Genomic DNA, 12,482 nt, shown 5'->3' with positions numbered 1-12,482 from the left:
ATACCAGCATCCCGATCTCGCCGCCTGACACACCGCCAAGCGAGCAGCCTAGACCACCGGGATGAGGGGTCCTTTTTCGACGCCGATCACCCCGCTACCGGGGTCCCTTTTCCACGCCGATCCACACAGATACGCTGTCGACCTCACCAGAAAGCGCCGTGCAATCGTAAGGCGGAACGAGCGCCTCCGCATCGATGAGACCAAGCCCAGCGGAGACGACCAGCACCCGCGCGCCCCAGGCGGCGCCAATCCTAGCAGGAATCTTGAAGGCGCGCCCCGCGTAGAGCGATCGCGCCGGGATCCGCTCGCCGCTAGCAATCCGAGCGCGCCAGGCTACGCCCAACTCCGTGACTGGAGCCCGTTCCAACGCTGAGAAGCGATGACGTTCTGCGGCAGCCTTGGTCTTGCTGCCCGTGCAGGTGGTGATCACCAGCGCCACCAATTTTGATGCCTCTACGTTCAGGAACTCGACACGTTTTTTCTACGCTCTCGATGCGCGCCTCGCTACACTTTTTTGCGTCTCGCAGGCATTGATGATCCGAATAAGTGCTCGCATAGCCCCATCGAGTGTGATCATCGCCGGGCGATCATTCGTCACGACAGTGTCCCACGCATGCCGAGGCGCGGGTGCGAGGAACGCGAGGCCGCCGTCGCACGGCCTGGAAAATAGTCTAGGCTGCCAGCGTAACGAACGACGCGTCCTCGCCTCATCCAGAAGGACGATGCCTGTCGCTTTCCGGTCGACGGCTGCTGCTATGTGGCGGACGACGGGGGGAGTACGAGGGCTGGCTGGGGCATCTGGCGGACCGGATCGTTCACACCGTTCCCGCCGGCCGGAAGGACGAATGAGGGGAAGCGGAGGATCACGCGCCCTCCCGTTTTCCGCGCTCGCCAAGAGCCTCGCAGCCACGCGCTCTTCAGCCGCGGCAGCCATTCCTATCCTGGCCCCTCACCTCGAAAGCGCCCTTCCACCGCGCCCTAGGCACTTGCACGCGGTCGGCAAATCTGCGTGGTTGAATGCTATTTGGTAGCCCAGCGCGCTTTTCACCCTGCTTCTCCGGCTTTGTTCCGCGTCGCTGTCGCCGCGGCCGATCCTCCCGGACCGCCCTTCCCGCGCCGGAAACAGCGACTTAGGGGAAGGAAGAGCCCCTTCATTTTTCGCTTGAAAGGAGGCACACACTCCGCGGCAAAGACGAATGAACGAGCGGCCGCTTACGCCGTACCAGCGCCCGATAGCGGCCGGGCCGTTCTTCCACCAGCAAAGCGATCAGGAGACCGCTACAGAAAGCCCGCTGGCAGCGGGCCAATCTGCCGTTCTCCGCGCCCGGAAGCGCGGCAGCGAACCATCCAGAAGCATCGGAACGTTGCGCGAACAAATCGCCTCTGCGATCCGTGTGCGATCCGCTGATCGGAACAAATCGCCACAACCCTGGCGGACGATCCCGAAGAAAACCTAGCACGACTAGGAACTTAGAATGGTGGAGCCGAGGGGGATCGAACCCCTGACCTTCGCAATGCCATTGCGACGCTCTCCCAGCTGAGCTACGGCCCCATTCCCGTGGGAGGCGCCCCACTAACGGGGCGTTTCGGCGTTGGCAAGCGGCGAAATTGCCGCCTGCCGCCGCCCTGTCGGATCGTGATCGCGACCTTTCAGTTCTCGTCGTCGTCGTTCGACGTCTCGACGCCCAGGTCGTCGTCGCCGCCCAGGTCCACCTCGTCGTCGGCCGAGGGCTCCTCGTCCTCCGCGGGCGCCAGATCCTCGTCGTCGCCGGCCAGGTCGCTGTCGGCCTCTTCCTTGTCGGCCTTCACCGCCTCGAACGGCATCGGCTGCTTGGACTTAAGGATCGGCTCGGGCTGCCACGCATAGCCGCACTCGATGCAGGTGACCGGCTCGTCCTTTTCCAGGTCGTAGAAACGGGTCGCGCATTTCGGGCACGTGCGCTTCGTGCCCCATTCCGGCTTTATCATGCCGTCTGATGCCTTTCGGATGGGTGGTTCGCGGGAGTACCCGTCGAAGTGGGGCGCGCCTTGCCATAGCGCAACCCGGCTGGCAAGGCGCCGCGCGCAATGTCCCACGCCCCCACTCCCCGCCCCTTGCGCCTCGCCGCCGCCGGCCCGCTGACGGGTGCGATGACCGTGCCGGGCGACAAGTCGATCAGCCACCGCGCGCTGATGTTCGCCGGGCTGGCGGTAGGCGAGAGCCGCATCCGCGGGCTGCTGGAGGGGGAGGACGTGCTCGCCACCGCGGCGGCGCTGCGCGCCATGGGCGCGACGATCGAGCGCTCGGCCGAGGGCGAGTGGCGCGTCCACGGCGTCGGCGTCGGCGGCCTGCTCCAGCCGCAGGTGGCGCTGGAGATGGGCAATTCGGGCACGTCCACGCGATTGCTGATGGGCCTGGTGGCCAGTCATCCGATCGTCGCCACCTTCACCGGCGATGCCAGCCTGTCGAAGCGACCGATGGGACGCGTCATCGAACCGCTGGCGCGAATGGGCGCCGGGTTCGCCGCCGCGCCGGGGGACCGCCTGCCGCTGACGCTGCGCGGGCGCTGCCCGGCGGTGCCGATCGACTATACGCTGCCCGTCGCCTCCGCGCAGGTGAAGTCCGCAGTCCTGCTCGCCGGGCTCAACACGCCGGGCATCACCCGCGTGCGCGAGCCGGTGCCGACGCGCGACCACAGCGAGCGGATGCTGCGCGGCTTCGGCGCCGAGCTGACGGTGGAGGAGACCGGCGAGGGTCGCGTCATCTCGCTTCACGGGGAGGCGGAGCTGCGCGCGCAGGACATCGTCGTGCCGGGCGATCCCTCGTCCGCGGGCTTCTGGCTGGTCGCGGCGTCGATCGTCCCCGGTTCCGACGTGACCGTGCGCAACGTGCTGATGAACCCGACGCGCACCGGCCTCCTCACCGCGCTGCGGCTGATGGGCGCGTCGATCGAGACCATGGCGGAGCGCGAGGTCGGCGGCGAGACGGTGGCCGACCTGCGCGTCCGGCACGCCCCGCTGACCGCGATCGAGGTGCCGCCGGACCTCGCGCCCAGCATGATCGACGAATATCCCATCCTCTTCGTCGCGGCCGCCTTCGCGCGCGGCACCACCGTGGCGCGCGGCGCGCACGAGCTGCGCGTGAAGGAGTCGGACCGCATCGCGGCCATGGCCGCCGCGCTCGGTCTCGCCGGCCTCACGGTGCGCGAGCACGAGGACGGCCTGTCGATCGAGGGCCGCGACGGCGATCCCCTGCCCGGCACGGCCAATGGCACGACGGTCGCCTCGCTGCTCGACCATCGCATCGCGATGAGCATGGCGGTGGCGGGCATGCACAGCGCGCGCGGCATCGCGATCGACGATGCCGCACCGATCGCGACCAGCTACCCGACCTTCCTCGACACTGCGACGTCGCTCGGCGCCGCCACCACCTGGCTGAACCGATGATTATTGCCGTCGACGGCCCCGCGGCCAGCGGGAAGGGCACGATCGCCAAGGCGCTCGCCCGCCACTACCACCTGCCGCACCTCGACACCGGCCTCCTCTATCGCGCGGTCGCCGCGACCGTGATGCGGCTGGAGCTCGACCCGACCAGCGAGGCGGACGCGGTGGCCGCGTGCGACTTCGACGAACTGACGCTCGCCGATCCGGTGCTGCGCGACGACGAGACCGGGCAGGTCGCCTCGATCGTGTCCGCGCATCCGCTGGTCCGCGCCGCGCTGATGCAGCGGCAGAAGCGGTTCGCCCACCAGGACGGCGGTGCGGTGCTGGACGGCCGCGACATCGGCACCGTCATTGCGCCCGACGCGCAGGCCAAGCTGTTCGTGCGCGCCACCCCGACGATCCGCGCGCAACGTCGCCACACCGAGCTGAAGAGCCGCGGCAGCGACGTGAGCTACGACCAGGTGCTCGCCGACATCCGCGCCCGCGACGAACGCGACAGCAGCCGCTCCACCGCGCCGCTGGTGCCGGCGGCGGACGCGGTTCTGCTCGACACCAGCTTCCTCTCCATCGAGGCGGCGGTGGCGAAGGCGGTGGCTCTGGTGGAGGTGCGGCGGGAGGCGTAGCGCCGCCGGCGGACAAACGACCTCGCCGCGCCCGACCCGAGGCGCCAGAGCGGCTTGCTTCGACGTTCAACCAGCGGCTGAAATGCCGATGCCACCGATCCTCGGCCTGTTGCTTGCCACGGCTGCGCAGACGCCGGAACAGGCGCCGGTGGTCGTCATCGCGCCGGAAGAGGAGCGCGCTACCGCCAGGTGGAGCGCGCCCGCACCGTCCAGCGCTGATCGCTCCTCGACCCCCTGCCACCTTGCCATTCGCGCGTCCTTCCGCTAACGGCGCGCGGTCCGGCAGGCCCTTGGCGTGCGGAGGCATGGTGCGAGGTCCCTGCCCGCGCCCTTCTCGCATCTGCTGCGGCAAGGCCCTTCGCCCGTCATCGTCCCATGGATGCCGCACCGGCACGGGGCCGGCGCGGCGGTGATGGCCAAGACCAGCGGATCCAACCGCTTGGCCGGAAACAACGACAGTTAGGACGAACGACTCTATGGCCTCTGTGGCAGCCCCTTCGCGGGACGATTTCGCGGCGATGCTCGATGACATGTTCGGCGGCGCCGACAGCTTCGAGGGCCGCGTGGTGCACGGCACCGTGACCGGCATCGAGAACGACATGGCGATCATCGACGTCGGCCTGAAGAGCGAGGGCCGCGTGCCGCTGCGCGAGTTCGCGCCGGCGCCCGGCCAGAAGGCCGAGCTGAAGGTCGGCGACGAGGTCGAGGTGTACGTCGACCGCGTCGAGAACATGCACGGCGAGGCGATGCTGAGCCGCGACCGCGCCCGCCGCGAAGCGGCGTGGGACAAGCTGGAGATCGAGTTCGCGAAGACCGCGCGGGTCGAGGGCGTGATCTTCGGCCGCGTGAAGGGCGGCTTCACCGTCGACCTGAACGGCGCCGTGGCCTTCCTGCCCGGCAGCCAGGTGGACATCCGCCCGGTGCGCGACGTCACCCCGCTGATGGACATTCCGCAGCCCTTCCAGATCCTGAAGATGGACCGCAAGCGCGGGAACATCGTCGTCAGCCGCCGCGCCGTGCTGGAAGAGACCCGCGCCGAACAGCGCTCGGGCCTGATCCAGTCGCTGCACGAGGGCCAGATCATCGACGGCGTGGTGAAGAACATCACCGACTACGGCGCCTTCGTCGACCTGGGCGGCATCGACGGCCTGCTGCACGTCACCGACCTCAGCTACAAGCGCGTCGGCCATCCGAGCGAGATGATCAACATCGGCGACACCGTGAAGGTGCAGATCATCCGCATCAACAAAGACACGCAGCGCATCTCGCTGGGCATGAAGCAGCTGGAGAGCGATCCGTGGGACGGCGCCAGCGCCAAGTACCCGGTCGGCGCCAAGCTGTCGGGCCGCGTCACGAACATCACCGAATACGGTGCCTTCGTGGAACTGGAAGCGGGAATCGAGGGCCTGGTCCACGTCTCCGAGATGTCCTGGACCAAGAAGAACGTGCACCCGGGCAAGATCGTGTCGACCTCGCAGGAGGTGGACGTGGTCGTGCTGGAAGTCGACGAGGACAAGCGCCGCATCTCGCTCGGCCTCAAGCAGGCGCAGGGCAACCCGTGGGAGGCGTTCGCCGCCGAGCATCCGGTGGGCTCGACCGTCGAGGGCGAAGTCAAGAACGCGACCGAGTTCGGCCTGTTCATCGGCCTGGACAACGACGTCGACGGCATGGTCCACATGTCCGACATCGCCTGGGGCGTGTCGGGTGAGGACGCGCTGAACCTGCATCGCAAGGGCGAGACCGTGCAGGCGGTGGTGCTCGACATCGATCCGGAGAAGGAGCGCATCTCCCTGGGCATGAAGCAGCTCGAGCGCGGCGGCCCCGTCGCGGCGGGCGCGGGCGACCGCCTGGGCAAGAACCAGGTCGTCACCGTCACCGTGCTTGAGGTCCGCGACGCGGGTCTCGAGGTGCAGGCGGGCGACGACGGCGCGACCGGCTTCATCAAGCGCACCGATCTCGGCCGCGACCGCGACGAGCAGCGTCCGGAGCGGTTCCAGGTCGGGCAGAAGTTCGACGCGATGGTCACTGGCTTCGACCGGTCGAAGAAGCCCACTTTCTCCGTCAAGGCGATGCAGATCGCCGAGGAGAAGCAGGCGGTGGCGCAATACGGTTCGTCCGACTCGGGCGCGTCGCTTGGCGACATCCTGGGCGCCGCGCTGAAGGCGCGCGACACGGAGAAGTAAGCCTTCCCGCTACGATCGAACGGGGGCCGGCGGCGACGCCGGCCCTTTTTTCATTTGTGATCGTCTCATTTCGGGCATTTTCCCATCTTTTCATCTACCTGTTCCATGTATTGATCTGTATCAGCCCATCGCCGAGCCGCGGCGTCCCGGGGGGGAGAGACACGGAATATGATACGGTCGGAACTGGTACAGTGTTTGGCGACGATGAACCCCGAGCTGTCGCAGCGCGACGTGGAAGGGATCGTCGCGACCTTCTTCGAGGAAATCACGCGGCGCCTGGCAAACGACGGCCGAGTCGAGCTGCGCGGCTTCGGCGCCTTCTCCACGCGTGAGCGCGACGCGCGCTCTGGCCGCAATCCGCGCACCGGCGAAGCGGTGGCGGTCGACGCAAAGCGCGTTCCCTACTTCAAGCCCGGCAAGGAAATGCGCGCGCGCCTGAACGTTTGACGCCGACCTCGCGCGACGGTTCACACCGCCGTTCGCAATCGATTGCGAGCGACCGGGGAGCGATGCGGCTTGACCTGTCCGCTCGTCTCGGCTTGGTCGGCGGCGGCGCGGACGTGGCGGAATGGTAGACGCTGGGGACTTAAAATCCTCTGCCGATGGCGTGCGGGTTCGAGTCCCGCCGTCCGCACCGCACCCGCACCGTCCCGCCGGGAGGACCATCGCGCCCATGACGTCGCGCCTTCGCCGCCGCTCCAGCCTGCCGCTGCTGCTGCTCGCCCTGTCCAGTGCGGCCGCCTGTGGGCGGCGCGCCGACGTGGGGCCGGTGGTGGTCAGCGTGGTCGGCGAGGGCAAGCCCGCGCTGGCGCGCGCCGACCGTCGCGATCTGCCGCCCGGCGACCGGGCGCTTACCGGCGCGCTGGCGATGGGACTGGTGCGGCTCGATGCCGCCGGCCAAGTTGAGGCGGGGCTGGCGCAGCGCTGGATCGTCACCGACGGCGGCATGAGCTTCATCTTCCGCCTGGGCCGCACGCGCTGGTCTGACGGCGCCCCCGTGACCGCGGCGGAGGTGGTCGCACTGCTGCGTCGACAGATCGCGGCCGGCGCGCGCAACGATCTGTCGCCCTATCTCTCCGCCATCTCGCGCGTGGTCGAGATGACGCCGGAAGTGATCGAGGTCGAGCTGTCCCGCCCACGACCCGACCTGCTGAAGCTGTTCGCCCAGCCGGAGATGGCGCTGGTCCGCGCCCGCCGCGCCGCGGGCGCCGGCCCGTTCCGCCTGGCGCGCGAGGAGCCCGACGCGCTGCTGCTCACCCCTCTGCCCGACCCCGACCGGGAGGCGGACGACCGCGCCCGACCGGAAGACGACGTCCGCCTGCGCGTCGAGCCCGCGGCGCGCGCCGTGGCGCGCTTCGTCGATCGCGGGTCCGATCTGGTTGCGGGGGGCACCATCGCCGACTGGCCGCTGGTCCGCGCGGCGCAGCCCGCCGCCGCGAACGTGCGTATCGATCCCGCGGCGGGGCTGTTCGGCCTGGTCGTGGCACGACGCGACGCCTTCCTCGCCGACATCGCCAATCGCGCCGCGGTGGCGCAGGCGATCGATCGCGCCGCGCTCGCCGCCGCCGTCTCGCCCGACTGGCCCGCGCGGGACACGCTGCTGCCCGACCAGCTCGATTCAGCGACACCGCCCGTCTCCCCCGCCTGGTCGGCGCTGCCCGTCACCGAGCGCCGCGCCGCCGCCGCCGGCATCGTGGCGCGATGGCGGGCCGGGCGCGGCGCGGCACCCGTGCTGCGTCTGGCGCTGCCGGGGGGGGCGGGCGGGACGATCCTGTTCGCACATCTCGCGCGCGACCTGCTCGCGATCGGTGTCCGCCCGGTCCGCGTCGCCGCCGACGACGACGCGGCGGACCTCGTCCTCGTCGACCGCGTCGCCCCCTACGACAGTGCGCGCTGGTACCTCGACCAGGCGTGCCGCGACTGCGCCCCGGCGGCGCGCGAGGCGATCGAGGCGGCGCGCGTCGCACCCACGCTGGCCGATCGAGCACGCTCCATCGCGGCGGCGGATGCGGCGCTGACCGAGGACGGCGGCTTCATCCCGCTCGCCCGGCCCTTCCGCTGGTCGCTGGTCGCCTATCGCCTGCGCGCCTGGACCGCCAACCCGCGCGCGTGGCACCCGTTGAACCGCCTGCGCGCCGACACCAACTAATCGTCATGGCCCGCCCCGTCCCGCTTACCCCCGCCGCCTTCGACGCGCTCCCGCTGGGCAAGGATCCCGCCGCGGTGCGCCGCCGGGTGGAGGCGATGGAGAAGCTGCTGGAAGGGATGTTCGTCATCCCCGGCCTGAACCGCCGCGTGGGGCTCGACGCGATCGTCGGCTTGGTGCCGGTGGTGGGCGATCTCGCCGCCGCGACGCTGGGGGCGTGGATCGTGTGGGAGGCGCGCAATCTGGGCATGAGCCGCGCCGCGCTGTTCGGCATGGGCGCGAGGATCGGTTTCGACACCTTGCTCGGCGCGATCCCGTTGGTCGGCGACGCGGCGGACCTGTTCTACCGGTCAAACACGCGCAACGTGAAGCGCATCCGCAAATATCTCGACAAGCATCATCCCGCCACGAGGACGCTCGATCAGTAGAGCAGGAAGCGGCGCCGCTCCTCTTCCCACGCTGACTCGTCGGCGCCGGCGATCGCGTCCAGGTCGCCCGCTTCGGCGCCGGCGTCGTCCACCCAGTCGCGCAGCTGCGTGCCGCCGTTGATGACGTCGATCGCCAGCCTGTCGAAGACGTACTCGTACGGAAAGTCGCGCCACAGGTCGTAACCGGGCTGCATCGCGCGCAGCGCCTTGAACCCCAGCGCCTGCACCCGCCACGGGCGGAAGCGATGGTGATCGTAGCCCGCCCCCTCGGCATGGACGAAGATGCCCGCGCACAGCGCGCCGACATGCTTGTGAAAGGTCGGCTGGAAATGGATGTCGCGCAGCGTGCAGCCGGCGAGCCATGGCGGCGCGATGTCGTGCATCGTCGCGATCAGGCCGCGGGCGTCGATGTCGGGCGCGCCGAACAGCTCGAGCGGGCGCGTGGTGCCCCGCCCTTCGGACAGCGTGGTTCCTTCCAGCATCACCGTGCCGGCATAGGCGCGAGCCATGTTGACGTTGGCGGCATTGGGACTGGGATTGATCCACACCCGCTCCGCCGGCCAGCCGAAGCCCGGCGCCACATCGGGCTGCCACCCCTCAATCGCGATCACGCGATAGTCGACGTCCAACCTGAAATGCGCGACGAACCACGCGCCCATCTCGCCCAGCGTCATGCCGTGCCGCATCGGCATCGGCCCCGCGCCGACGAAGCTCTCCCATCCCGCGCGCAAGGTGGTGCCCTCGACGGGGCGCCCCGCGGGATTGGGCCGGTCGAGCACCCACACCGCCTTGCCATGCTGCGCCGCCGCCTCCAGCACGTAGAGCAACGTCGTGACGAAGGTGTAGATGCGGCATCCCACGTCCTGAAGGTCGACCAGCATGACGTCGAACGTGTGCATCGACTGCCCGGTCGGTCGCCGCACCTCGCCGTAGAGCGAGAAGACGGGCATCCCGTAGGTGGGGTCGGTGAAGTCGGGCGACTCCATCATGTTGTCCTGCAGGTCGCCGCGCACGCCGTGCTGCGGACCGAACACCGCGCTGACGTTCAGCCCCGCCGCGACCAGCGCGTCCAGGCTGTGCGTCAGATCCGCCGTGACGGAGGCGGGGTGCGCGAGCAGCGCGACGCGCTTTCCCTCCAGCGGCGCACGCAGCGCAGCGTCGGCGAGCAGGCGATCGATACCGAAGTTCATGCGATCCCCGGTGCCGCAAGCCGCGCGACGAAGCCAGCCTCGTTGTGGAAATCCGGCTCTGCGCGCGGGTGCGCCAGCGCGAAGAAGGACTTGGCGCCCGACACGTCCTCGATCACCGTGGTCAGCCCGACCCGCCACACGTCCACGGACGCGAGGGCAGGCATCGACACGTGCGCCGTCAGCGTCGCGGTCCCGCGGTCGAAGGCGATCGTCAGCTCGCGCTCGTCCGCGTCGCGCATCGCGCCGCGATAGCCGTTGAAGTCGTAGATCGCGTAGCGCGTGGAGGGTGACAGGTTGAGCTCGCGGTAGAAGTCGCCGTCGCCCGCGACGAACGCCTCGAAGCAGGTGTGCATCCACAATTCGTGCGCGAAGTCGGACGCGACGGGATCGGGCCAGCGGATCGCGTCGAGATCGCCGTGGATGCGATAGGCCAGCCCGATCCGGTCGCGCGCGGGGCGGGTCATGTCGACGGTGATCCTGCGGACCGAAGCGGCGGGTGCCGAAGGATGCGGGATCAGCGTGAACTCGGCCAAGGCTACCTCCGTCATGCCGGGCTCGTCCCGGCATCCACCAGGCCGCGAGCGCCGTCCCCTTTGCTCCTGCCGCGCGGTGGGTGCCGGGACAAGCCTGTCCTGAGCTTCGCCGAAGGGCCCGGCATGACGTGTCCCCACTGGCAAAATCACCCGACTTCGCCTATGTGGCCGCCACTCCCATGGCAACGCAACTTCCCTCCCCGCCCCGTGTGGGCATGGTGTCGCTCGGCTGTCCGAAGAACCTCGTCGACAGCGAGCGCATCCTGACCCAGCTCCGCGCCGACGGCTACCATATGTCCGCCGACTATGCCGGTGCCGACGTGGTGCTGGTCAACACCTGCGGCTTCCTCGATTCGGCCAAGGAGGAATCGCTGGAGGCGATCGGCGAGGCCATCGCGGAGAACGGACGCGTCATCGTGACGGGGTGCATGGGGAAGGAAGCGGAGACGATCCGCGCCCGCTTTCCGCAGGTCCTCGCGATCACCGGCGCGCACGAGTACGAGCAGGTGGTGGAGGCGGTGCACGAGGCCGCACCGCCCTCGATCGGGCCGTACGTGGACCTGATTCCCGATGCCGGGCTGAAGCTGACGCCGCGACACTACAGCTATCTGAAGATCTCCGAGGGCTGCAATCATCGCTGCACCTTCTGCATCATCCCCTCGCTACGCGGCGATCTGGTCAGCCGGCGGCCCGACGCGATCCTGCGCGAGGCGGAGAAGCTGGTGGCCGCGGGGACGAAGGAGCTGCTGGTCATCAGCCAGGATACCTCCGCCTACGGCATCGACATCCGCCGCGAACCGCGGGCGTGGAAGGGGCGCGAGGTGGTGCCGGGCATGACCGACCTGGCGCGCGAGCTGGGCCGGATCGCCCCCTGGGTGCGCCTCCACTACGTCTATCCCTATCCGCACGTCGACGCGGTGATCCCGCTGATGGCGGAGGGGCTGGTGCTGCCCTATCTCGACATCCCGTTCCAGCACGCCGCGCCCGCGGTGCTGAAGCGGATGCGCCGTCCCGCCAACGAGGCGAAGGTGCTGGAGCGGATCCGCGGCTGGCGCGCCGTCGCACCCGACATCGCGATCCGCTCCACCTTCGTCGTCGGCTTCCCCGGCGAGACCGAGTCGGATTTTCAGTATCTGCTCGACTGGCTGGACGAGGCGCAGCTCGACCGCGTCGGCGCCTTCCGCTTCGAACCCGTCGCGGGGGCGGCGGCGAACGACCTGCCCGATCCGGTGCCGGAGGAGGTGAAGGAGGAGCGCTACGCCCGCATCATGGCGAAGACCGCGGCGATCAGCGCGGCGAAGCTGCAGGCGAAGGTCGGCCGCCCGCTCGACGCGATCATCGACGCCGTCGACGCGGAGACGGGCGGTGCCACGGGCCGCTCCTACGCCGACGCGCCGGAGATCGACGGCGAGGTCCACCTGCGCGACGCGGGCCACCTGTCGGTCGGCGATATCGTGCGCGTGCACGTCGAGGAGGCCGACGACCACGACCTCTTCGGGGTGCCCGATCAATTGCCGCGATAGGTGGAATAGCCGTAGGGGCTGAGAACGACCGGCACGTGATAGTGCGCGCCGTCCCCGACGCGGAACGTCAGGTCGATCTCCGGGAAGAAGGGCGCGCCCTTCGCATCGGGATAGCGCGTCAGGTCGAAGTGCAGGCGATAGTCCGCCGGCGGGAAGGACGCGCTCGCGCCGAAGCTGCGAACGCGCCCGTTCTCGTCCGTGCGCCCCTTCGCCACTTCGATCCAGCGCCCGTCCCGGTCGCGCCGCGACAGCGTGACGGGCACGCCCACGCCGCCGACGCCACGCGCCAGGTCGAGCACGTGGGTGCTGATGTCGGCCGCCGCGGCGGGCGTCGGCAGCGCCGCCAGTGCGAGCGAGAGAGGGATCCACGGCCGCATCGCACGTCTCCTTCGATGAAGACCGCATCGGACCGCCCGGGGGCGACGGCGTCAAC

At 69.6% G+C, this 12,482-nt stretch carries 12 protein-coding genes and 2 tRNA genes; 8 read left to right on the top strand and 6 right to left on the bottom strand.

Annotated features, from left to right (window positions below; all coding sequences use genetic code 11):
• Window positions 1-94: 94 nt before the first annotated feature.
• The 3 genes from HBH26_RS18580 to HBH26_RS18570 form a co-directional block, all read right to left on the bottom strand.
• The gene (locus tag HBH26_RS18580; protein WP_168136136.1) at window positions 95-439 is read right to left on the bottom strand and encodes a hypothetical protein; all 345 of its coding nucleotides are present in this window, start codon (window positions 437-439) and stop codon (window positions 95-97) included.
• A 1,037-nt stretch (window positions 440-1,476) separates the two neighbouring features.
• Window positions 1,477-1,552: transfer RNA gene (locus HBH26_RS18575), tRNA-Ala, on the bottom strand.
• Window positions 1,553-1,650: 98 nt separating this feature from the next.
• Complete coding sequence (locus tag HBH26_RS18570) at window positions 1,651-1,968, bottom strand: FYDLN acid domain-containing protein (protein WP_168136135.1); 318 nt, start codon at window positions 1,966-1,968, stop codon at window positions 1,651-1,653.
• A gap of 99 nt (window positions 1,969-2,067) precedes the next feature.
• On the opposite strand from HBH26_RS18570, the gene aroA reads away from it, so the two are divergent.
• The 7 genes from aroA to HBH26_RS18535 all read left to right on the top strand — a co-directional run bounded on the left by aroA (window position 2,068) and on the right by HBH26_RS18535 (window position 8,803).
• On the top strand, window positions 2,068-3,426 hold the full coding sequence (aroA, locus tag HBH26_RS18565) for a 3-phosphoshikimate 1-carboxyvinyltransferase (protein ID WP_168136134.1): 1,359 nt from the start codon (window positions 2,068-2,070) through the stop codon (window positions 3,424-3,426).
• Window positions 3,423-4,046, top strand: coding sequence for a (d)CMP kinase (locus HBH26_RS18560; protein ID WP_168136133.1), 624 nt, complete (start codon window positions 3,423-3,425; stop codon window positions 4,044-4,046). The genes aroA and HBH26_RS18560 overlap by 4 nt, the downstream gene beginning before the upstream one ends.
• A gap of 476 nt (window positions 4,047-4,522) precedes the next feature.
• Window positions 4,523-6,229, top strand: coding sequence for a 30S ribosomal protein S1 (rpsA, locus tag HBH26_RS18555; RefSeq protein ID WP_168136132.1), 1,707 nt, complete (start codon window positions 4,523-4,525; stop codon window positions 6,227-6,229).
• A 168-nt stretch (window positions 6,230-6,397) separates the two neighbouring features.
• Window positions 6,398-6,676 carry an integration host factor subunit beta gene (ihfB, locus tag HBH26_RS18550; RefSeq protein ID WP_168136131.1) on the top strand — a complete coding sequence of 93 codons (279 nt, stop codon included), beginning with the start codon at window positions 6,398-6,400 and terminating at the stop codon, window positions 6,674-6,676.
• Between the two features lie 107 nt (window positions 6,677-6,783).
• Window positions 6,784-6,863 (top strand) — tRNA-Leu (locus tag HBH26_RS18545).
• A gap of 39 nt (window positions 6,864-6,902) precedes the next feature.
• Window positions 6,903-8,378: an ABC transporter substrate-binding protein gene (locus HBH26_RS18540; protein WP_168136130.1), complete on the top strand. Its 1,476-nt coding sequence runs from the start codon at window positions 6,903-6,905 to the stop codon at window positions 8,376-8,378.
• A 5-nt stretch (window positions 8,379-8,383) separates the two neighbouring features.
• Window positions 8,384-8,803 carry a DUF4112 domain-containing protein gene (locus HBH26_RS18535; protein WP_168136129.1) on the top strand — a complete coding sequence of 140 codons (420 nt, stop codon included), beginning with the start codon at window positions 8,384-8,386 and terminating at the stop codon, window positions 8,801-8,803.
• Here HBH26_RS18535 and HBH26_RS18530 read toward each other — a convergent pair.
• Both HBH26_RS18530 and HBH26_RS18525 read right to left on the bottom strand, forming a co-directional pair.
• Entirely contained in the window at window positions 8,797-9,993 is a 1,197-nt protein-coding gene (locus HBH26_RS18530; RefSeq protein ID WP_168136128.1) for an exo-beta-N-acetylmuramidase NamZ family protein, read from the bottom strand. The two genes, HBH26_RS18535 and HBH26_RS18530, sit on opposite strands and share 7 nt — an antisense overlap.
• Entirely contained in the window at window positions 9,990-10,541 is a 552-nt protein-coding gene (locus HBH26_RS18525; protein ID WP_168136127.1) for a DOMON-like domain-containing protein, read from the bottom strand. The genes HBH26_RS18530 and HBH26_RS18525 overlap by 4 nt, the downstream gene beginning before the upstream one ends.
• 164 nt (window positions 10,542-10,705) lie before the next feature.
• Here HBH26_RS18525 and rimO point away from each other — a divergent pair, with 164 nt between their 5' ends.
• The gene (gene rimO, locus HBH26_RS18520) at window positions 10,706-12,049 is read left to right on the top strand and encodes a 30S ribosomal protein S12 methylthiotransferase RimO (protein WP_168136126.1); all 1,344 of its coding nucleotides are present in this window, start codon (window positions 10,706-10,708) and stop codon (window positions 12,047-12,049) included.
• Here rimO and uraH read toward each other — a convergent pair.
• Window positions 12,034-12,426 carry a hydroxyisourate hydrolase gene (uraH, locus tag HBH26_RS18515; RefSeq protein WP_168136125.1) on the bottom strand — a complete coding sequence of 131 codons (393 nt, stop codon included), beginning with the start codon at window positions 12,424-12,426 and terminating at the stop codon, window positions 12,034-12,036. The two genes, rimO and uraH, sit on opposite strands and share 16 nt — an antisense overlap.
• Window positions 12,427-12,482: the final 56 nt, after the last annotated feature.

Source organism: Sphingomonas corticis, assembly GCF_012035195.1.
Taxonomy (GTDB): domain Bacteria; phylum Pseudomonadota; class Alphaproteobacteria; order Sphingomonadales; family Sphingomonadaceae; genus Sphingomonas; species Sphingomonas corticis.
The sequence above is the reverse complement of the archived record's forward strand: the minus strand, read 5'-3'. Positions and strand labels throughout refer to the sequence as shown.

Bases quoted from the DNA above. Each gene is read 5' to 3' on its own strand.
- HBH26_RS18570 (WP_168136135.1), bottom strand. From the start codon at position 1,968: ATGATAAAGCCGGAATGGGGCACGAAGCGCACGTGCCCGAAATGCGCG.
- aroA (WP_168136134.1), top strand. From the start codon at position 2,068: ATGTCCCACGCCCCCACTCCCCGCCCCTTGCGCCTCGCCGCCGCCGGC.
- HBH26_RS18560 (WP_168136133.1), top strand. From the start codon at position 3,423: ATGATTATTGCCGTCGACGGCCCCGCGGCCAGCGGGAAGGGCACGATC.
- rpsA (WP_168136132.1), top strand. From the start codon at position 4,523: ATGGCCTCTGTGGCAGCCCCTTCGCGGGACGATTTCGCGGCGATGCTC.
- ihfB (WP_168136131.1), top strand. From the start codon at position 6,398: ATGATACGGTCGGAACTGGTACAGTGTTTGGCGACGATGAACCCCGAG.
- HBH26_RS18540 (WP_168136130.1), top strand. From the start codon at position 6,903: ATGACGTCGCGCCTTCGCCGCCGCTCCAGCCTGCCGCTGCTGCTGCTC.
- HBH26_RS18535 (WP_168136129.1), top strand. From the start codon at position 8,384: ATGGCCCGCCCCGTCCCGCTTACCCCCGCCGCCTTCGACGCGCTCCCG.
- HBH26_RS18530 (WP_168136128.1), bottom strand. From the start codon at position 9,993: ATGAACTTCGGTATCGATCGCCTGCTCGCCGACGCTGCGCTGCGTGCG.
- HBH26_RS18525 (WP_168136127.1), bottom strand. From the start codon at position 10,541: ATGACGGAGGTAGCCTTGGCCGAGTTCACGCTGATCCCGCATCCTTCG.
- rimO (WP_168136126.1), top strand. From the start codon at position 10,706: ATGGCAACGCAACTTCCCTCCCCGCCCCGTGTGGGCATGGTGTCGCTC.
- uraH (WP_168136125.1), bottom strand. From the start codon at position 12,426: ATGCGGCCGTGGATCCCTCTCTCGCTCGCACTGGCGGCGCTGCCGACG.